At 65.2% G+C, this 19,751-nt stretch carries 20 protein-coding genes; 9 read left to right on the plus strand and 11 right to left on the minus strand.

The genetic code is table 11. From position 1 onward, the window contains the following. The first annotated feature begins 33 nt into the window (after positions 1-33). Both AX729_RS16540 and AX729_RS16545 read left to right on the plus strand, forming a co-directional pair. Entirely contained in the window at positions 34-876 is an 843-nt protein-coding gene (locus tag AX729_RS16540; protein WP_245325234.1) for a carbohydrate ABC transporter permease, read from the plus strand. Between the two features lie 85 nt (positions 877-961). After that, entirely contained in the window at positions 962-2,317 is a 1,356-nt protein-coding gene (locus AX729_RS16545; protein WP_061024857.1) for an esterase-like activity of phytase family protein, read from the plus strand. Positions 2,318-2,573: 256 nt separating this feature from the next. On the opposite strand, the gene AX729_RS16550 is transcribed toward AX729_RS16545, so the two are convergent. From AX729_RS16550 to AX729_RS16575, 6 genes are all read right to left on the minus strand, one after another. Beyond that, positions 2,574-3,401 (minus strand): TonB family protein, encoded by an 828-nt coding sequence (locus tag AX729_RS16550; protein WP_061024860.1) that lies wholly within the window; start codon positions 3,399-3,401, stop codon positions 2,574-2,576. Beyond that, positions 3,401-3,841, minus strand: a complete 441-nt coding sequence (gene exbD, locus AX729_RS16555) for a TonB system transport protein ExbD (protein ID WP_061024863.1) — start codon at positions 3,839-3,841, stop codon at positions 3,401-3,403. Before exbD ends, AX729_RS16550 begins: the two co-directional genes overlap by 1 nt. Before the next feature lie 4 nt (positions 3,842-3,845). After that, positions 3,846-4,622, minus strand: a complete 777-nt coding sequence (exbB, locus tag AX729_RS16560; protein ID WP_061024865.1) for a tonB-system energizer ExbB — start codon at positions 4,620-4,622, stop codon at positions 3,846-3,848. A 28-nt stretch (positions 4,623-4,650) separates the two neighbouring features. Next, positions 4,651-5,166 (minus strand): heme utilization cystosolic carrier protein HutX, encoded by a 516-nt coding sequence (gene hutX / locus AX729_RS16565; protein ID WP_061024868.1) that lies wholly within the window; start codon positions 5,164-5,166, stop codon positions 4,651-4,653. Positions 5,167-5,196: 30 nt separating this feature from the next. Then, positions 5,197-5,532 (minus strand): heme-degrading protein HmuQ, encoded by a 336-nt coding sequence (hmuQ, locus tag AX729_RS16570; RefSeq protein ID WP_061025284.1) that lies wholly within the window; start codon positions 5,530-5,532, stop codon positions 5,197-5,199. Between the two features lie 98 nt (positions 5,533-5,630). Then, positions 5,631-7,976, minus strand: coding sequence for a TonB-dependent hemoglobin/transferrin/lactoferrin family receptor (locus AX729_RS16575; protein WP_082770453.1), 2,346 nt, complete (start codon positions 7,974-7,976; stop codon positions 5,631-5,633). A gap of 324 nt (positions 7,977-8,300) precedes the next feature. Between AX729_RS16575 and hemP the strand changes: the two genes are divergently transcribed. Genes hemP through AX729_RS16595 form a run of 4 tightly spaced genes read left to right on the plus strand, consistent with a single transcriptional unit; the run spans position 8,301 to position 11,253 of the window. Further along, positions 8,301-8,426, plus strand: coding sequence for a hemin uptake protein HemP (gene hemP / locus AX729_RS16580; RefSeq protein ID WP_081492870.1), 126 nt, complete (start codon positions 8,301-8,303; stop codon positions 8,424-8,426). A 6-nt stretch (positions 8,427-8,432) separates the two neighbouring features. Further along, a complete protein-coding gene (locus AX729_RS16585) occupies positions 8,433-9,383 on the plus strand; it encodes a heme/hemin ABC transporter substrate-binding protein (protein ID WP_061024874.1) in 951 nt (316 codons plus the stop codon). Next, positions 9,380-10,453 carry a FecCD family ABC transporter permease gene (locus tag AX729_RS16590; RefSeq protein ID WP_061024876.1) on the plus strand — a complete coding sequence of 358 codons (1,074 nt, stop codon included), beginning with the start codon at positions 9,380-9,382 and terminating at the stop codon, positions 10,451-10,453. The genes AX729_RS16585 and AX729_RS16590 overlap by 4 nt, the downstream gene beginning before the upstream one ends. After that, positions 10,450-11,253, plus strand: coding sequence for a heme ABC transporter ATP-binding protein (locus AX729_RS16595; protein WP_061024878.1), 804 nt, complete (start codon positions 10,450-10,452; stop codon positions 11,251-11,253). The genes AX729_RS16590 and AX729_RS16595 overlap by 4 nt, the downstream gene beginning before the upstream one ends. A gap of 133 nt (positions 11,254-11,386) precedes the next feature. Here the strand turns inward: AX729_RS16595 and AX729_RS16600 are convergent, their stop codons facing one another. Together AX729_RS16600 and AX729_RS16605 are read right to left on the minus strand one after the other, a co-directional pair. After that, positions 11,387-13,066 carry a mucoidy inhibitor MuiA family protein gene (locus AX729_RS16600; protein ID WP_061024880.1) on the minus strand — a complete coding sequence of 560 codons (1,680 nt, stop codon included), beginning with the start codon at positions 13,064-13,066 and terminating at the stop codon, positions 11,387-11,389. 172 nt (positions 13,067-13,238) lie between these two features. Continuing rightward, positions 13,239-13,859, minus strand: coding sequence for a response regulator transcription factor (locus AX729_RS16605; protein WP_061024882.1), 621 nt, complete (start codon positions 13,857-13,859; stop codon positions 13,239-13,241). A gap of 203 nt (positions 13,860-14,062) precedes the next feature. Here AX729_RS16605 and AX729_RS16610 point away from each other — a divergent pair, with 203 nt between their 5' ends. Beyond that, positions 14,063-15,112, plus strand: coding sequence for an AraC family transcriptional regulator (locus AX729_RS16610; RefSeq protein ID WP_061024884.1), 1,050 nt, complete (start codon positions 14,063-14,065; stop codon positions 15,110-15,112). On the opposite strand, the gene AX729_RS16615 is transcribed toward AX729_RS16610, so the two are convergent. After that, complete coding sequence (locus AX729_RS16615) at positions 15,081-16,292, minus strand: NnrS family protein (RefSeq protein WP_061024887.1); 1,212 nt, start codon at positions 16,290-16,292, stop codon at positions 15,081-15,083. The genes AX729_RS16610 and AX729_RS16615 overlap by 32 nt on opposite strands. Before the next feature lie 129 nt (positions 16,293-16,421). Here AX729_RS16615 and AX729_RS16620 point away from each other — a divergent pair, with 129 nt between their 5' ends. After that, positions 16,422-17,132, plus strand: a complete 711-nt coding sequence (locus AX729_RS16620; RefSeq protein WP_061024889.1) for a Crp/Fnr family transcriptional regulator — start codon at positions 16,422-16,424, stop codon at positions 17,130-17,132. Between the two features lie 109 nt (positions 17,133-17,241). On the opposite strand, the gene AX729_RS16625 is transcribed toward AX729_RS16620, so the two are convergent. Together AX729_RS16625 and hemN are read right to left on the minus strand one after the other, a co-directional pair. Next, positions 17,242-17,439, minus strand: coding sequence for a DUF1858 domain-containing protein (locus AX729_RS16625; RefSeq protein WP_061024890.1), 198 nt, complete (start codon positions 17,437-17,439; stop codon positions 17,242-17,244). 191 nt (positions 17,440-17,630) lie between these two features. Beyond that, positions 17,631-18,983: an oxygen-independent coproporphyrinogen III oxidase gene (hemN, locus tag AX729_RS16630; protein WP_061024892.1), complete on the minus strand. Its 1,353-nt coding sequence runs from the start codon at positions 18,981-18,983 to the stop codon at positions 17,631-17,633. Positions 18,984-19,147: 164 nt separating this feature from the next. Here hemN and AX729_RS16635 point away from each other — a divergent pair, with 164 nt between their 5' ends. Beyond that, entirely contained in the window at positions 19,148-19,348 is a 201-nt protein-coding gene (locus AX729_RS16635; RefSeq protein ID WP_061024894.1) for a hypothetical protein, read from the plus strand. Positions 19,349-19,751 lie beyond the last annotated feature (403 nt).

The raw sequence follows: 19,751 nt of genomic DNA on the forward strand, positions 1-19,751 counted from the left end.
GCGGTCGCGGACGCGAAGGCGGCGCCCGACACCATGGCCTGGGATTCCGGGCTGCGGCGCCTGATGATGATCTACCTCCCGCTCGGCTGCTTCGTCCTGATCCTCCTGTTTCCGTTCTACTGGATGGCGATCACCTCGTTCAAGCCGAACGCGGAGCTGATGAACTACAAGGATCACAACCCGTTCTGGATCTCCTCGCCGACGCTGGCGCACATCAAGCATCTGCTGTTCAACACGGCCTATCCGCATTGGCTATGGACGACGATGCTGGTGGCGATCGGGTCGACCACGCTGTCGTTGATCGCGAGCACGCTCGCCGCCTATGCCATCGAGCGCCTGCGCTTCCGCGGCAGCCCCTATGTCGGCCTCGGCATCTATCTCGCCTATCTGGTGCCGCCGTCGATCCTGTTCATTCCGCTCGCCACCGTCGTCGTGCAGTTCGGCCTGTTCGACTCGCCGCTTGCCCTGATCCTGGTCTATCCGACCTTCCTGGTACCGTTCTGCACCTGGCTCCTGATCGGCTACTTCAAGTCGATCCCCTACGAGCTCGAGGAATGTGCGCTGGTCGATGGTGCCACACGGCTGCAGATCCTGCGGCGGATCACGCTGCCGCTCGCGGTGCCCGGGCTGATCTCGGCCGGCATCTTCTCCTTCACGTTGTCCTGGAACGAGTTCATCTACGCGCTCGCCTTCATCCAGAGCGGCGCCAACAAGACCGTGCCGGTCGCGATCCTGACCGAGCTCGTCACCGGCGACGTCTACCAGTGGGGCGCGCTGATGGCGGGATCGCTGCTCGGCTCGCTGCCGGTCGCGATCTTCTACTCGCTGTTCGTGGATTACTACGTCTCGTCGCTGACCGGAGCGGTGAAGGAGTAGCCGGCGGCTGCGGCGTTTGGCCCGGCTTCACAAAACTGCAATGTGCCGTCCGCATAACGCATGCGTCCGCCAACAGGAGACGCACATGCGCGCGACTTTTCTCAGCACCGTCGCAACGATCATTCTGGCCGCGAGCTCCGCGCTCGCGCAGAGCGAAGGCGAATTCCCGGCCAAGCTCGCCGGCCACGTGGTGATGCCGGCCGCCTCGTTCATCGATGCGCCGGCTGACGCACCCGCCGATCTCAAGACGTCGGGCAAATACACCACCGGCAAGCGGGTCGATGCGATCGGCACCGTCATGGGCAAGTCCTATGAGCGCGCGACCGGCGTGTCGCTGCCGTTCAAGGGCCAGCCGCTCCAGGGGCATTCGGGCATCAAGACCATGTCCGACGGCAGTTTCTGGGTCATCACCGACAACGGCATGGGTGCCCGCGCCAACTCGCCGGATTCGATGCTGTACCTGAACCGCTACAAGATGGATTGGGCGAGCGGCAAGATCGAGCGACAGGAAACCATCTTCCTGCACGATCCCGACAAGAAGGTGCCCTTCCGCATCGTGCACGAGGATACCCAGAAGCGCTATCTCACCGGCTCCGATTTCGACACCGAGGGCTTCCAGATCGTCGGTGACACCTTCTGGATCGGCGACGAGTTCGGCCCCTACATCCTCAAGGCCGACAAGACCGGCAAGATCCTCGGCGTGTTCGATACGGTCGCCGACGGCAAGCCGGTGCGCTCGCCCGACAATTGGGCCGTGGGAACGCCGGCCGCGCCCGGCGCGACCTACACCAACGTCAACCTCCGCCGCTCCAAGGGCTATGAGGGCTTTGCGGCGTCCAAGGACGGCAAGTTCCTCTATGGCCTGCTCGAAGGCCCGCTGTGGGATGCCGAGAAGAAGGACTGGGAGAAGGTCGACGGCAAGGAAGCCGCCCGCATCCTCGAATTCGACGTCGCTGCCGAAAAGTTCACCGGCCGTTACTGGCAGTATGTGTTCGAGCAGAACGGCAACGCCATCGGCGACTTCAACATGATCGACCAGGCCTCCGGCCTCATCATCGAGCGCGACAACGGCGAAGGCACCGCCGACAAGGCCTGCCCGCAAGGCACCCGCGGCGAGAACTGCTTTCCCGATCTCGCCAAGTTCAAGCGGGTCTACAAGATCGAGCTCACCGACGCCAATGTCGGCAAGCCCGTGCGCAAGATCGGCTATATCGACCTGATGAAGATCAAGGATCCCGACAAGAAGGCGAAGAAGCCGCTCAACGACGGCGTCTACACCTTCCCGTTCTTCACCATCGAGAACGTCGATCGCGTCGACGACACCCACATCATCGTCGGCAACGACAACAACCTGCCGTTCTCCTCCAGCCGCGATCCCAACAAGGCCGACGACAACGAGTTCGTGCTGCTCGAGGTCGCGGATTTCCTGAAGGCGAAGTGAGCGAACCCCGCTCGCTATTCCTCTTTCCTCTTCCCGCTCCCGCGGGAGGAGGTTTGGAACGATAGCGGCTCTCCTCACCCGCCGTCATTGCGAGCGCAGCGAAGCAATCTAGCTAACCTACGCGGAAAGATTCTGGATTGCTTCGCGGCGCTCGCAATGACGAGGATAGAACTCCATTCCCACGCTGACGATGGGTTTGCAGAGACAGCCTCTCACGCTCTCCCGTTAGGATGGGGATAGGGAGTGAGAGGAAGCGTCACCGCACCGTAAAGTCCACGGGAATAGTGAAGTCCATCGAGCTGTTCCTGATTTCCGGCGGGAATGGCGGGAACGGCGCGGCCTGCCGGATCATCGACAGCGCCTTGGCATCGAACGCGGGAACGCCGGACGGGCTGATGCGGCTGGATATGATCTGGCCGTTGCGTCCGATCGTGAAACTCACCCGGACCAGCCCTCGTTGATCGTTGCCGCTCGACGGATAGGAATGAAAGCGCATCAGGTGCGCTCGAACGCGCTGATTATAGGTTGCAACCAGAGACGCGAGAGCGCCCGCGCTCATGGCTGACGCCGCAGGCGCCTCGCGCTCGGCACGCGGCGGCGCGCTGGTGCGCGGCGCGGGCGGCGCCTCCGACGGCTTCCTGGCCTCGCGACGAACCACCTTCGGCTTTTCGGACGCAGGCTTTTCTTGCGGTACGATCTTCGCCGGCTCGGGCCTGGCCGGCGTGGGCTCCAATTTATGCTCCGGAGGTGCAACCACGTCCGGCTTTTCCAGCGGCGGTGTAGGCGCGATGGTTTCCTCGACCGTCTGCCGCTGCATGGGCTCCGGCGGCGAAGCGTCGGCCTCTTCCATCACTGGCCCCGGCGCGGTGTCGACCGGCGTCGATTGCGGCGCTGACGTCACCGGCGCCATGTCGATCATGATCGCCGGCAGGCTGACGCCCTGCTCCGGCTGCGACCTGATCCAGTGCATCGCCAGCAGCGCAGCGCCGATGTGCAACGCCACGATCACGGCCGCCGAGACGCCCCAGCGCGCGCTTTCGCGCTCGCCGAGCGGCTCGTGCAGGGCAAACGCGTTCGCGGCCATCAGCTGCGCCCGTCTAGGCCCACCAGGGCGACCTTGAGATAGCCGGCATTGCGCAAGCCGTTCATCACCTCCATCAGGTCGCCGTAGCTCACGGACTTGTCGGCGCGCAGATAGATGCGCTCGTCCTTGCGGCCCTTGGTGGCGGCAGCGAGCGAGGTGCCGAGCGTGTCGCGGGTAACGAGCTCCTCGCCGACTGCAACCGAAAGATCCGGCTTCACGGTGACAAAGACCGGCTTGTCTGGCCGCGGCGCGGGCTCGGCGGCGGTCGCCGGCAGTTCGACGCCGATGTCGACCGTGGCAAGCGGTGCGGCCACCATGAAGATGATCAGCAGCACCAGCATCACGTCGATGAACGGCGTGACGTTGATCTCATGAGTCACGTCGAGCTCGCCCGCGTCGCCGCGCGAGCCGAGCTTCGATGCGCTGAGCTTTGCCGCCATGGCTCTACTCCGCCGCCCGCGCCAGACGAAATTCCCTGTGGTCGCGCTGGCGGCTGACCAGCAGCATGAGCTGTGCCGAGGCGTCGCCAAGCAGCGCGCGGTAATTGGCAACGCCTCGGACGAGGTGGTTGTAGATCACGACTGCCGGGATCGCGGCGACGAGCCCGAGCGCGGTGGCAAGCAGCGCCTCCGCGATGCCGGGCGCGACCACTGCAAGGCTGGTGGTGTGGCTCTCGGAGATGCCGATAAAGGCATTCATGATGCCCCAGACCGTGCCGAACAGGCCGACGAACGGCGCGGTGGCGCCGATGGTCGCGAGCACGCCGGTGCCCCGCGCGATCTGCCTGGACATCGCCGCCTCGACCCGCTCCAGCCGCAGCGCGACCCGCTCCTGAAGTCCGTCGTCGAGCACGCCGCCCGACAGCTCCGCCTCCCTGGCGCAGGACTGGATGAGCTGGGCGACCGCATCGCGCGCATCGCCGGCCCGTGCGGATGCCTCGGCCAGCGTGATGTTGCCTTCGAGCGCGCGCGTCCGCTGCAAGGCGAGCAAGCCCTTGCGTCGCAGCTCGATGGTCTTGGCAAGCCACACCGTCCACGTCACCAGCGAGGCGATGGCCAGTCCCACCATCACCGTTTTCACGACGATGTCGGCGCCCTGGAACATGCCCCACGGTGACAAATTGCGCGGCAACAACGCCTGGTCAATTGCGAAGGCGGGTGCCGGTGCAACCGCCACCGCGATTGTCATGATCACATGCCCAAGCCCGAATTTGCCCTGCATCCTGATCTCCCGACAGACAGAGGGAAAGTTACGCCACGGGCTGCGCCGCGATCCGGTCCGCAAGTTGCCGAAACCGCGCCAACTGGTCTCCGCGCAGCGCCCGGGTCTCGTCGCGGCCGACGAAGACCTTGAACATGATGCCGCCGTCGGCGTTCACGAAAGCGACGAAGGCGGACGTCTTGCCCATGAAGGGACGTTCGACGAAGGCGAGGGCCGCACAGCGCTCGTGGCGGAGATGGCCGTGCAGTCCCTTCGGCTGCATCAGGTTGAAATAGCCGCGGCCGATCTCGCCCGCGGGAATACGACCTGTGAACTCGAAGATCGCATCGTCCGTGTGCACGATGAGCGTGACCTCGCCCCATTCGGCGATGTCCTGCATGGCGGCGGCGAAATGCTCGCCGCCTCCCACGCGCACCATGGACGACGGCAGCGCCTCGATCACCGCGCGCGGAGTGACCTTGCGCTCGCGCGCAACGTCCTCGATCACCGCGCCGGGATTGTCCGCCATATACGCCTTGAGATCGGCGAGATCGGTGCTCAGCATGTGCGGCTTCCTATCGTGATCCGCCGCGATCTAAGCGGCCGCGTTCGTCTTGCGCTCGGTCATGATGACTTCGAACCCCTCGAACTTGGGATGGCCGAGATAGAGGCTCTCGCCGGTCTTGTTGTCGGCACGCGCATGAGCACGGCGGAACTCCTCCGAGCGCGTCCAGGCTTCGAAGGCGGCCTTGTCCACCCACACGGTGTGCGAGGAATACAGCGTATGGTCCTCGAGCACCGGCCCTTTGAGCAAATGGAATTCGACGAAGCCGGCCATGCTGCCGAGATAGGATTCGCGTGTGCGCCAGACGGTCTCGAACGCCGCTTCCGAGCCTGGCTTCACTTGAAAACGATTCATTGCGATGAACATGAAAGTCTCTCCTTCTGATCTGGACGAAAACGCACCGAAGCCGCGCTGGAGCATCAGCGCGGCCCGGCGGAGGTTGTGATGCTGCGGCACCGGTCGGCTTACGCACCTCCAAAATGGATCTTCATTCCGGCCTTGTAGACTCTGCCCGGACCCGGGCTCGACCACAGCACGTCATTCTGCGAGGTGCCGTCCGTCGAGCTGCCGGGAATGGCGTAAGGCCGGTAGTACTGGTTCAGAAGATTGTCGATCGAGGCCGTGAACACGATGTCCTTGGTCGCGTTGTAGGTCAGGTACAGATTGACCAGTTCGTAACCGGTCGCCGGGAGATAGCCGGCGGGCACATCGTTGTTGGCGCCGAACGAGGCCCACTGCGCCGTCAGGATCAGCGTGCGATCGAGCAGGCGAACACCTCCGGTCGTGACGACCTTCCGCGGAGTGATGGTCGCGAGCCCGATGTTGGTAGCGACGTTCTTGCCCTTGATGTAGTGACCGGCGACACCAATGAACCAGCTGCCGGCATCGTACATCGTCTCCGCCTCGAAGCCCTCGATGCGGGCATTGGCGATGTTCTGGTATTGGTAGTACTGGCTGAACGAACCGAATGGCGGCACCGGGGTCGGTGCCGAGGCGACGAGGTCGATGTAGTCGCTGACATCGTTGCGGAAGAGATTGATCTTGCCGCGGAACGAGTCATTGGCACTGAAGATGTTGTCATACTTCAGGTTGAAGCCGACTTCCTTGTTCTTGCCCACCTCGGGACGGAGGTTCGGGTTGGGCAGGAAGCAAAACAGGCCGACCGTGCCGTCGGGGCAGTTGAAGAAAGCAGGACCACCACCCGTCGCATGCGCACCGGAGATCACTGTCTCAGTGATGGACGGCGCGCGATAGCCTTCGGCGTAGCTGACATAGGGCTGGAAGCCCGGCACTGGCGTGACGCCGAGGGTAATCTTCGGCGAGAAGCGATCGCCACCGGCGTTGGTCCTGCCGGAGTCGAGGTCGTAACGGTCATAGCGGATCGCGCTCACCGCCTCGAACCAGGTGCTGTAGTTCTGCTTCAGCTGAATGAAACCGCCGGACACGGTGCGGATGCCGCTCGGCGTGGTGATGTTGGAGTTGCCGCGGCTGTCGGTCGTGATCACGTCGTCCTGGAAGGCATCGACACCCCAGGTGACAGCGTTGCGCCAGTCGCCCACGTTGAAGCGCGTGGTGTTGTTGACGTCGATGCCGTAGGTATTGAGGACATAGCCACGCTTGTCGCCGACGCAGCCCGAGATGTTGTTGCCGAAATTGCCGGTCCCGCAATAGGCGCCGCCGGACGTGGAGTAGTGATAGGTCTTGGTCTGGTCATTGTCGACGCGATTGCCGTAGACCGACATATGCCAGTCGAACAAATTGTCGCTCGGCAGCGAATAGTTCCAGGTGATGGTCCCGGTGTAGTTCTTCGCATCGGAGGCGTAGACCGACGAGCCCTGATAGAGCGCGCGTTGTGCCGCCGTTGCCACCGGACCGCGGTTGAACTGGCCGATATCGTATTGATAGTCCTGGAAGACGGCACCGAACTTGACCTCGTGACCGAGAGCCGGCCGGACCGTGAGCTTCATCAGGCCGCTCTCGACCTGGTTACCGGTGTTGCCGATCTCGCTGCCGTTGCCGTCCTTGTAGTTGCCTTGCGTGCGGTAGACCGCGCCGCCGAAGATATCGACATCGGGCGTGGCGCGCACGCCGCCGAACACCGAACCCAGCCCGCGATTGTTGTTGGACCCGTAGGAACCCGAGAGATCGACGCCCCAGCGCTCGCCGGGGCGCAGCACGTCGTTGATGTCCTTGGTGCGGAACGAAACCAGGCCGCCGATCGCGCCGGAGCCGTAGATGTTGGCGGTCGGTCCGCGCACCACATCGACGCCGCCGATCAGTTCGGGATCGAGGAAGAAGGAGCCGTTGGCATTGTGGCCGGTGCGCTGGTAGTTCTGCCGCGCGCCATCGACGACGACCGCGACGCGACCGAAATCCTGCAAGCCGCGGATGTTGATGACGGTCGCAGGATCGTCGCCGCGCTCCTGGAACGACACGCCGGGCACGGCATAGAAGATACCCGACAAACGGTTGGGCTGAAGCCCCTGGATCTGGTCGAGCGAAATCGAGCTGACCGGCGCGAGCGAGTCGATCGCGCGCTCCTTGGTCTTCGTTGCCGCAGCCGTGATGGTATCGAGCGCCTGAACGCCGACAACCACCTGGGCGCGGGCATTCATCACCTCAGGCGCCGCCTGCTGCGCGACCAGCGGCTTGGCCGGCTTGCGCTTGGCCTGCTTCGGCCGCTCTGACGACGCACTTTCGGCTTGCGGCGACGCGGTCTGCGCGAGGCTGCTCTCCGTCACCAATGCCGCGATTGAAACCACCGACGCGCCCAAGATCAGGGCGCGCGAATACCTAGCCCCGTCAGCCATATCAGCCCCAGCCTGCACTTCACTTTGATTTTGGAGTCTCTTGGCTGGCGTGCGCTCGCAACGCGAACGACTGGCTGGCTCGTTTCTCTAACCGCGGGAAGTCACCCCGCTGCCATAATTGGTTACGTGGCAACACTCTGACGGTCAATGACAACTGATTGCAGTTTATATCGATTGTAAATTGCCGCCGTTGGAATGCGCCTCGCGCCGCTTATACAAAGCAGGACACATCTGACTTTTCGAAGGCGCATCACAACAACAATGTCAGCAACATCCGGAGACGGCGGCGGCGTCGCGGCAGAGCCAACAACGAGAACCCTCACCATGCGAGGGAGCCGGATCGACAGCCGCGAGCTGTTTGCGGCCGAGCGCGAGATCATCATCGCGCATGGCGAGGACAGCTATCGCCTGCGCCTGACCTCGCAGAACAAGCTGATCCTGACGAAGTGAATCGCAATGGCATTTTGTCGCATCTTCGCTTGTCTCCTGCTCTCCGCTACGTTCGCGTTCGTGTCCGGCGCATACGCTGCCGGCATCAAAGTGCATGATGCGCGAAACCGCGATGTTGCCATCACCGACTTCGCGCGCACCGTCTCGATCGGCGGCGCCATCACCGAGATCCTCTATGCGCTCGGGCTCGAGAGCCGGCTGGTCGGCGTCGATACGACGAGCCTCTATCCGCCGGCGGCGCTGCACGACAAACCCAATGTCGGCTACATGCGCCAGATCTCGGCCGAGGGCGTGCTGGGCCTCAACCCCTCCCTGATCCTTGCGATCCAGGGATCGGGCCCGCGCGAGACCATGGACATCCTGGAGGCGGCCAAGGTGCCGCTGGTGCTGGTGCCTGAGACCTTCTCCGAGGAAGGCCTGATCGAGAAGATAAGACTGGTCGGCCACGCCATGGGCGCCGACGCGCGTGCCGAATGTCTGAGCGCCGCTGTCGGCGCCGATCTCGCGCAGCTCCGCGCACTGCGCGCCAAGGTGACGAAGCCGATGCGCGTGATGTTCGTGATGTCGCTCCAGAACGGACGGGCGATGGTCGCCGGGCACAAGACCGCAGCTGACGAGATCATCCGGCTCGCCGGCGCGGCCAACGCGGTTGATGATTACGATGGCTACAAGATCATCGGCGACGAGGCGATCGTGGCGGCGAAGCCCGACGTCGCACTGTCGATCGAGCGGGGCAAGGAGTCGCTCCAGGCCGACGCGGTTTATGCCCATCCCGGTTTCGCGCTGACGCCGGTCGCGGCCAACAAGAGCTTCATCACCATGGACGGGCTCTATCTGCTCGGCTTCGGGCCGCGGACGGCAGCGGCGGCGCGCGATCTTTCCGTCAAGCTCTATCCGGCATTGGCCGGCGGCGGCACGTTCACGTCGGCCTTGTCGGCGGCGAACTGCCGACAATGAGCGTGGCGGCCGGGATCGAAGCACAGAGCGCGCGACGGCGGTCCGCATCGTTCGCGATCCCCACTCTGCTCACGGTGCTGCTGGTCACCGTCATCGTCGCGCTCACGGTCGGCGCGGCGGGCATCCCCCTCTCCCGGCTGCCTGCCGCGCTGGGCCTGTCCGGCGAAAGCACTGCCATGACGGCCCGCGACCAGCTCGTGCTGTGGTCGATCCGCATTCCCCGGGTGGCGGCGGCCGCGATGATCGGCGGCCTGCTTGCCGCGGCCGGCGCGATCATGCAGGGGCTGTTTCGCAACCCGCTCGCCGATCCCGCCCTGGTCGGCGTCTCCAGCGGCGGCGCGCTCGCCGCCGCATGCGCAATCGTCTTCACGGATTCGCGCTTCGGCGAGGCGCTGCGCTTTCTCCAGACCGAGCTGTTGCCGCTGGCGGCATTTGCGGGCTCGCTGGCGACGACCGCAATTCTCTATGGCATCTCGAGCCGCTCGGGACGGACCTCGATCGCGATCTTCCTGCTCGCCGGCGTCGCCATCACCGCCATCACCAACGCCGGCATCGGCCTCCTGGTGTTCATCGCCGACGACGTCCAGCTCCGCGACATCACGTTCTGGATGCTGGGCTCGATGAGCGGCGCGACCTGGACCAAGGCCGCCGTGCTCGCGCCGGTCCTCGTCATCGGACTTGCCGCCTGCGCCTTCATCGCGCGCGGTCTCGATCTGCTGGTGCTTGGCGAGGCCGACGCCTTTCACGGCGGGGTCGATGTCGAGCGTCTGAAGCGGATCTCGATCGTCATGGTCTCCGCCATGACCGGCGTCGCCGTGTCGATCAGTGGCGTCATCGGCTTCGTCGGCATCGTCGTGCCGCATCTGCTCCGCCTCGTGATCGGGCCTGCGCATCGCCTGCTGCTGCCGGCCTCGATGCTATCAGGCGCCATCCTGATGGTCGGCGCCGACACGCTGGCGCGCACCATCGTGGCGCCGGCCGAGATGCCGATCGGCATTCTGACCGCCGCGGTCGGCGCACCGGTCTTTCTCTTCATCCTGCTGCGGCAGCGCGGGCTCGCCGCATTATGACCGCCGTCATCGAGGCCCGGGCTCTGAGCAAGCGCGCCGGCCGCGCGACGCTGCTCGATGGCGTCAGCCTCGCCGTCGAAGCCGGCGAGATGGTCGCGATCATCGGCCCGAACGGCGCCGGCAAATCGACGCTGCTACGGCTGCTCTCCGGCGATCTTCGCCCGAGCGCAGGCGAGGTGAGACTCGAGCAGCGCGACATCCGCCGCTTCACGCCGCGCGAGCTCGCCGCGCGCCGCGCCATGCTGTCCCAACACATCAACGTCACCTTCCCGTTCACGGTCGAGGAGATCGTGCTGATGGGAGCAGGCGAGCGCAGCTTGCACGAGGCTGGACCGCTCGTCGACTCGGCCCTGAACGAGGTCGGCCTCGCACGTTTCCGCGAACGGCAATTGCCGACGCTGTCGGGCGGGGAGCAGCAGCGCGCCCATTTCGCCCGCGTGCTGGTTCAGCTCGCCTGCGGCGAGGCCGAGCACGGTCCGGGACTTTTACTGCTGGACGAGCCGACCTCGAGCCTCGATCTGCGTCACCAGATCGACCTCGTCGAAGCGGCCCGCCGCCGCGCTGCCACCGGCACGGCCGTCATCGCGATCCTGCACGACCTCAACCTCGCGATCCGCTTCGCCGATCGGCTGATCGTGCTGAATGGCGGCAGGGTTGCCGCTGACGGGCCGCGCGCGGAGGTCGTCACGCGGCAGACCATCCGGGACATTTTCGAGATCGACGCCGTCGTCCATCAGACCGACGACGGCGTGCCATTCGTGCTACCGCAATCGATGCGGGCGGTGCTTCCGCAAAGTTGATGCGCTCCCCGCTTGCGGGGAGCGCTGGGGAGAGAGTGTCTCAACGACGAAGACTCCCCCACACGAAAGAGCCCTCACCCCAACCCTCTCCCGCAAGCGGGAGAGGGAGCGCACCTCGTTTGTGGCTGGCAACCTACCCCGCCGGGACGATCACTATGCTCTTGTCCTTCGGCCAGCGGATGCGCCAGGCGAAGTTGATGTCCTTGACTTCGCCGGGCCTGGCGTCGAACGACCATTCCAGCACGCCGCGCCTGTCGCGGATGTTGCTTGCGGTCGGCTGGGTACTCGAGGGCAGCATCTCGACGACGATGTCCTCGTTCTCGCTGATCGGCAATTGATCCTCGATTGCGACCTTGATCGGGAAGTCGTGGCCGTTGCGGATCGTGGTCTTGAACGAACGCTCGTCGGTCTTCGACGTCGTCACGAGCAGGCCGGCCGAACCTTCGTTGCGCTTGACCACCGCCCGCTCGATTCTGACCTTGTCGTCGGCGCCGAAGCCGAGCCGCACGATGTCGTCCTTGGCGGACGCCGTGATCTTGCCGCGGCCAACGAAAGTGCCATCACGGTAAATCGCGATCTTGCCCGGCAAGAGGCTGGTATCGTCGGTCTGCTTGAAGCTGGCTTCGAGGAAGGCAGTCGGATCCATCACCGGTGCCGCGCGCACTGCGAGATCGGCCGGTACGGTCATTGAAGCGATGCGCAGGCTCTTGGCGCCCTCGGCGGCGCCGAGGCTGACGCGGCCGGGAATTTTGAAAGTGGCCTGGAAGTCGCCGATCTCGGCGACCGCCTGTTGCTCGTCTGCGCGCTCGCGCGACTCAGTCGCCTCCGCGATCTTGGCCATGGCCGGCGATTGCGCCTGGCGCGTCATCGGCGCCGGTCGCGCCAGATCGGAAGCCGTGCCGAGAGCCAGCGGCTTGGGAACATGCGGATATTGCGCGACCAGCGAGTTCAGCTCGGGGGCGCTGCCGCCGCGGCCGATGCGGACCGTGGAAACGCCGAGCGTCACGTTCGACCAGTCCTCGCCGGTCGATTGCGTGACCTCGGCGCGGCGGACGAGTTCGAGCTGCGGTTTGCGGTCCTTGGCGCCGGTGTCGAGCCGGGCGTCATAGAGCGGCACCCAGCGCGCGTTGCGCACGGCGTAGGTCACTCGCAGCGTCGCCTTGGTCGCCGCGGCTGAGGCAACGTCGATCCGCACCTCCAGCTTGCTCGGCGGCTTCGCCGAGCGCTCGGCCTCGAGCTGTGCGATCTGGCGATCGATCTCGCGCTGCTTTCGTGTGGCATCGCGGATCGCGGTATCGGCGGTCGCGACCTCCTCGGCGACGGCGGCAAAGGCCGCTCGCCATTCGGCGATCGGCCGGGCCTCGCCCTTGTCGCCGAGGCCGGCGGGAGAGGCTTCGGCGAAATGATCCGCAAATTTGCGCCGGGCATTGGCCGAGTCGATCGCACCCTGCAGATCGGCCCGCTGATCTCTCAGCGCTTCGATGCGCTTGTCGAGCTCGGGCAAGTTCGCGGGCGCGGCGGCCTTCGGCGGCCGCGCGTCGATCGTGCCGATGGTGAGCTTGGCGCCCGCCTCGCCTTCCACGCGGAGGGACGACGGATCGAGCGAGAGCGGAAAATCCCTGGCGACCAGCGTCGAATCGCCGGAGGCGAGATCCAGCGAAATGACGCGGGTGACGGTGGCGCCGTCGGGATAGACGGTCACCGTGTCGATCGCCGACGTGGCGTCCACGTTGGCCGCCCATGACGGCCATGCGATGGCCGCGGCCACAAGGACCAGGCTCGTGGTTGCCAACCATTTGGCGGTGATGCGCATAAAGTCCCTCCTGCCGGTATCGCCGCGCCGCCAGCCGGACGCGCGCGATGAAATGCCTCGCCATCGTGATGAGACGCGGCAGGCAAGGAACTGGTTCGATTGGGGTTTCCGTGGGGCGTCGGTACGGCAGCACCATGACCGCGGAACGCGTAGCCGCGACCGCGGCCGAGACTCAGGCTTCTGTTTGCGAGCCTTTGCCGAAGATGCGCCGGAGCAGATCGGTCACGTTGCGGGCGCCGGCCTTCCGCAGGATGCTGGCGCGGTAACCCTCGACCGTCCGCGCACTCAGATGCATCCGCCGGGCGATCTCCTTGTTGGTGAGGCCCGCGGCGAGATGCTCGAGCACGTCGGCCTCGCGCGCGGTCAGGGGTTCGCAACCTGGGAGCCAGCGCTGCCGGGTCGCGCCAGGTTGCGCGAATTCGTCGATGGCGGCATCGATCCGGTCGACGACGTCCCGGGTGCGGAACGGCTTCTCGATGAAGTCGGCCGCGCCGCTCCTGATCGCATCGACTGCCATCGCGATGCTGCCATTCGCAGATGTCACCAGGACCGGCGCCATGCAATTCTCCTCGCGCAGCCGCCTGAGCACGTCGAGCGCGGAGCGATCCGGCGGCATCTCCAGCAGCACGCAGGCCGGCATCCGTGCCTTCGCTTCCGAGAGCAGGGACGCACCGTCGGCGAAGCAGATCACGTCATAGGCGCTCTGCTGGAGCGCCTTGGAAAGTAGGTCGCGTGAGGCTGCGTCAGTTTCAATGACGAATACCTCACCCTTGGAAAGCGTGTTTCCCGGCATAATCCCGATCCAGCAATGTCTTGGTCGAATGATCCGTGACGGTCGCGGGCCCGTCGCCCTGCCGCGCCGCCATGCGCACGGCATTCACGCCAGTGCTTCGGTTTTCGTTATGTATATTCCAGGCTGTTCCCGGATTTGACGGATCGGGACAGAAATTTTACATTACGGGACATCTGCGGGCATGGCTGGCAGGAACGGTTCGCATGACCGACCTCATTCGCAGCGCAGGCTTGAGCTACTTTCCGGAGGTTGCCCGGTCGGTTGGGCTCGACCCCAGGCAGATGATGCGCAAGGTCAGGCTGCCGCTGGCCTGCCTCGACGAGCCGGATACCCCCATCGCCGTAACCGGCCTGCGCCGCCTGCTCGAATTGTCGGCCGAGGCTTCCGGTGCTGAAGATTTCGGCCTGCGCCTGGCCGAGCGCGGCGGCCTGACCAATTTCGGCGCAGTCGGCCTCATCGTGCGCGAACAGGCGACCGTTGGTGAGGCCATCGATGCATTCTCGCGCTTCATCCATATCCATCACGACGGCATGCGGCTGGACGTGACGCGCGGCAAGCAGACCGTGACGGTCACGATGCACTTGCGCGGCCGGCAGCCGCGTGCGCCCCGACAGTCGATCGACATGGCGCTCGGCAGCGTCCACCGCATCATCCAGTCGCTGTTCGGCAGCGATTGGCGGCCGCAGGAGGTGCACCTGCACTATCCGCCGCCGCACGACCGCAAGCGCTACCGCGACTTCTTCGGATGCCGCGTGATCTTCAATGCGGATGACGATTCGATCCTGCTGTCGGCGCACGACATGGAGCGCCGCATCCCGAGCGCGCATCCCTTGATCGCGAACTATCTGCGCAAGCGGATCGAGGCGATCGAGACCCGGCCGGCAAATTGGGAGCAGAAGGTCGACGAGGTGGTGCGGACCCTGCTCGCCAGCGGCGATTGCACGGTCGAGCGCGTGGCCGAGCATCTCGCCTGTACTCGCCGCACCATCCATCGCCGCCTCGCCGCATCGGGCACCAGCTTCTCGGCCATCCTCGACGCGCAGCGCGCCGATCTCGTGACGCAGCTGATCGACGACCCCGCCCGGCCGCTGTCCGACATCGCGGTGCAGCTTGGCTTCTCCGCGCAGAGCGTGATGGCGCGGTGGTTCCGCGACCGCTTCGGCTGCACCATCACCGACTGGCGCAAGGGCCAGCGGCCTCCGACGGCGCCTGCAGTCGAGTTCAGCGCGCCGGAGCGGGTACGCCCATCGTAGCGAGGGCACGCCACCGGCTGCCGGCGAGCAGCGGGCCGAACGCCACGGCAAACCCCAGGAAGGCGACGACCCAGCCGCAGGCGGCGACGTGCAACAACACGTCGTCATGCGCGGGCAACATGACGGCAGCGATCCGAGCCAGAGCCGCAATGACGATTGCAGCATAGATTCCCTGGATCGCCGGCGAAGCCGTCAAGGCCTGTCCGGTATGGCCGAGGCTCGCGCGTGTCATCACTGCGAGCGTCATGGTGCCGGCCGCACCCGCCATCCAAGCGTGGATGCCGGCGCTTGGCGGCAGCACATCGAGAACCGCCAGCGCATGAAGGATGAAACCGAACGGCACGAAGAAGTAGCCGACATGCAGGATCACGAGCAGCCGCTCGCGGAACGTGCGATCGCCGGCCCAGCGCGCAAGCCGCACCAGGTGCAGCCCGCCGACGAGAGCCATCAGGATACCGGTAACGACATTCAGCGGCGCCACGATCCACGAGACGAGCGCGAGCGCACTGCATCCGATCACTGCGCCATCGAAGCGTCCGAACGGCACGGGCAGACGGCCGGGATTGAACTTGACCAGCCAATTGCGGGTGAAGCTCGGAATGATGCGGCCGCCGATCAAGGCGATCAGCAGAACGACCACGCCGATGCCGACGCGGATGCTGACATTGGCCCCGCCCTCGTAATGCGCTTCGACATGAAAGGCGACGTTGCCGGCGAGCAGAACGAGCACCAGCCCCACGACGGGCAGGTTGCGCCAGTTGCCGCCTGCGATGATCTCGCGAGTCGCGGCCGCGACGACCAATGCCAGGAAGGCGGCATCGACGATCAGCGCAAACGCCCAGCCGATATTGGCCGACACCGTCACCGCGATCCGCCCGGCAAGCCAGACAGTCAGCAACGCCCCCAACGGCATACCCTGGATCGGCAGCCGCCCAGTCCAGTTCGGGATCGCCGTGAACAGGAAGCCAGTGATGACGGCCGGCAGGAAGCCGTAGAGCATCTCGTGGACGTGCCAGTCGCGCGGTGCGAATGCGGAACTCACCGACAATTCCCCATGGAACATCGGCAGCCAGACCAGGATCGACAGCGCCGCCTGGATCGCGGCAAGCAGAAAGAAGGGCCGAAAGCTGTTCGCAAACAGCGGCCAGCCCGCAAAGTTGCGGGATCGGGCGCCAGCCATGAGGTCAACTCCAACGAATTCAGTCCGTTGTCTGGAAAAATACTGCCAGCCTGCCGGGCTGCTTTGCGCTATCGCAAACTACCTGACGATTGCAGGTGCCATGACACTCCCGAGCGCCAAGGAGGCAGAATGGCCAAGGTCGACACATCGCTGGTTGCGCATTTGCCGCTGTTTGCCGGGGTGACGCCGGAAGCTCTGGACGAGATTCTGCGTGAGGCCCGCTCGGCGCGCTATCCCAAGAACAGTGCCATCTTCGAGCAGGGGGCGGACGCGCAGTCCTTCTTCCTGCTGCTGCACGGCCATGTCCGCGCGGCCAAGACCACGCCGACCGGCGAGCAGATCGTGGTGCGCTATGTCTCGCCCGGCGAGACATTCGGCCTCGCGATGGCGATCGGAGCCGCGCGCTATCCGGCGACGGCGTTGGCGGTCGATGACAGCGTCGTGCTGATCTGGCCGAATTCGGCCTGGCCGCGGCTGGTCGAGCGGTTTCCGGCACTCGCCGCCAACACGCTCCAGACCGTCGGCACGCGGCTTCAGGAGAGTCACACCCGCATCCTGGAAATGTCGACCCAGCAGGTCGAGCAACGCGTCGCGCACGCGCTGCTGCGCCTCGCCAAGCAATCCGGCAGGAAGCTCGACCACGGCATCGAGATCGACTTCCCGATCAGCCGCCAGGACATCGCACAGATGACTGGAACCACGCTGCACACCGTCAGCCGCATCCTGAGCGGCTGGGAGAGCCAGGGCCTCGTCGAGAGCGGCCGCCAGCGCATCGTCCTGCGCGAGCCGCACAAGATCGTCGTGTTGGCGGAGCGGAACGCCGACAGCGGCGCGACGTGAGAGCCGCCGAGGACATCTCCGCCCGAGATAGGGGTCAGGGGCGCTTCCACTGACGGCGAAGGCGCTCCCTCACCGCGAATCCGCGCGCGCCCGCGCGAATTCCAGACGTTCACGCCGGCACGCAATCGCTCAGTGCGGCGAGGAATTTCTGGCGGTCGATGCCATGCTCGCGGCAGGCGTCGTCCACGGTGTGGAAGGTCGCGATCGGACAGCCGACACAAGCCATCCTGAAGGCGAGGAACACCCGGACCGTGTGCGGTGCCGTGCGCATGATGTCATCGACCAGATCGTCGGATCGGAAGGGCATGGACAACTCCGTTCCGAACAGACGATAGCGGCGCGTGCGAGAGTCTCTTTGTTGAAGCGCAAGCTGTCCCCAGTTCCTCAGCTCGTCATTCCGGGGCGCGCCACTTGGCGCGAGCCCGGAATCCATCGTGCAGCAGATGACGCGGAGAAATGGATTCCGGGCTCGCGCTTCGCGCGCCCCGGAATGACGGGCTACACCGCCCTGCTATGCAGCTGCTTCCCCGGATCCAGATGCGCGTCGAAAGCGGCGGCGACGCTGCGCACCAGGAAGCGCGAATCCTTGGCGACGGCGAGCCGGTCGCCGTCCAACCTCACGATGCCGTCAGAGATCAGCGGCTTCAGACGCGCCGCCGATTTCAGCATCGTGCCTGCCTCGGCACCATGGCGCGCACAGATGTCGCCGAGATCGGCACCGAACTCGCACATGATGCGTTCGATGATGTCGGCGCGCAGCCGGTCGTCGTCGGTAAGCCCATAGCCCTTCGCGGTGGCGAGGCGGCCGGCGGCGATGCTCTGCGCATAAGCGCCGATCTGCACCTCGTTCTGGACATAGCCCTGCGGCAGATGTCCGATCGCGCTGGCGCCGAAGCCGAGCAGGACTTCACTCTTGTCGGTGGTGTAGCCCTGAAAATTTCGCCGCAGCGTCCGCTGCTCGAGCGCCACGGCCATGGAATCGCCGGGGCGCGCGAAATGATCGAGCCCGATCTGCACGTAACCGGCCTCCTTCAGGGCATTCGCGATCGCGCAGGACTGGTCGTGACGCGCAAGGCCGTCGGCCAGCACGGCCTCATTGATCATGCGCTGGTGCTTCTTGAAATCAGGCACATGAGCATAGCCGAACACCGAGAAGCGGTCGGGCGCGAGCGCGAGGCTGCGCCGCACGGTGTCCAGGCACGAAGCGACGGTCTGGTGCGGCAGCCCGTAGATCAGATCGAAATTGATCCCCTCGATCCCGGCGCGACGGAGCATGTCGACCACGGAAGCCGTCTGCTCGAAACTCTGCACCCGGTTGATCGCCCGCTGCACCACGGGATCGAAGCTCTGCACGCCAAGGCTGGCGCGGTTGACGCCGGACAGCCGCATGGCCTCGACCATGTCGGCGGTCAATGTGCGGGGATCGATCTCGACCGCGATTTCGGCCGAAGGCAGCACGAAGAACTTCTGGCGCATCGTCGCCATCAGTTCGACGAGGGCCTCCGGCGCCATGATCGTCGGCGTACCGCCGCCGAAATGGATGTGCTCGACCTTGATACGTCGGCCGATGGTCTCGGCGGCCAGCGCGATTTCGCTGCGTAGCGTCCGCTGGTAGCCGGCGATCAGCTCGTCGCGGCGGACGATCTGGGTATGGCAGCCGCAGTACCAGCACATCTCGCGGCAGAACGGCACGTGCAGATAAAGTGACGCGCTGGCGCCCGCCGGCAGTTCCGCGAGCCACCGGGCATAGGTGTCGGGTCCGATCGCGGGCGAAAAGTGCGGTGCCGTCGGATAGCTCGTGTAGCGTGGAAGACGTTCCTCGCCGTAGATCGCCGCAAGATCAGCTCTCATGTCTTACCCAATCGTAAATTTCCGCCGCGCAGACATCACGGCAAATCACGGAATGAACTCAATTAACCCGGATGCGCGGAAGTGACTTTGCGCTTGCTCAAAGCGCGGCGGCCGGCTTCCGGCCATGATCGGAACAATTCGCGCGGCCATCCGGAGCGTTCGCCATGAGCCTTCTCGCATTCGAACTCATTCTCTCCCTGCTCGACATCCGCGGCCATATTCCGCGTTTCGATGACTTCCGGCCGGCCCCGGCCACATCAGCTCCTATCGGCATCGTGCGCGCCCTGGCCGCGGCAATCGCCGTCTTCGCCGTGCTGTCGCTGGGGGTCTGGGCAACGGTCTGGCTTGCCGTGCACCTCCTCTAGCCCTCTAGCCGAGACTTTTTCACTGATCTCGGTGCTGAAAAGGCTATGCCGAACGTTACGGTCTCGCCCGGACGCACCGGACCGGTCGAGATCGCCATTCAGCTGGAAGATGCGAACGACTTGCCGCTGATGCGGTTACGCTGAGGCTCGGCCATCCCGAGCATGGTTGGCGCCGGTAACCGCAAACGCCGAACGCGACGGCAACGATCAGTGACGTGCCAGAATGTCGACACCGCTGCCCGGCTGGCAGTCGCTCGGCTCGACATCCGCATTACGCCTTCGGAGGCGGTCAACGTCCCGCCACCGACCCCGCTCCGTTGAGGGCAAGCTAGGTATCATCGCGGAGGTGAATCACGGCAGAAGCTTGTCGCAGCGCAAACACGCTTGTCGCGATCGGCGCACA

The organism is Bradyrhizobium sp. CCH5-F6 (assembly GCF_001556045.1).
In the GTDB taxonomy this organism is placed as follows: domain Bacteria; phylum Pseudomonadota; class Alphaproteobacteria; order Rhizobiales; family Xanthobacteraceae; genus Bradyrhizobium.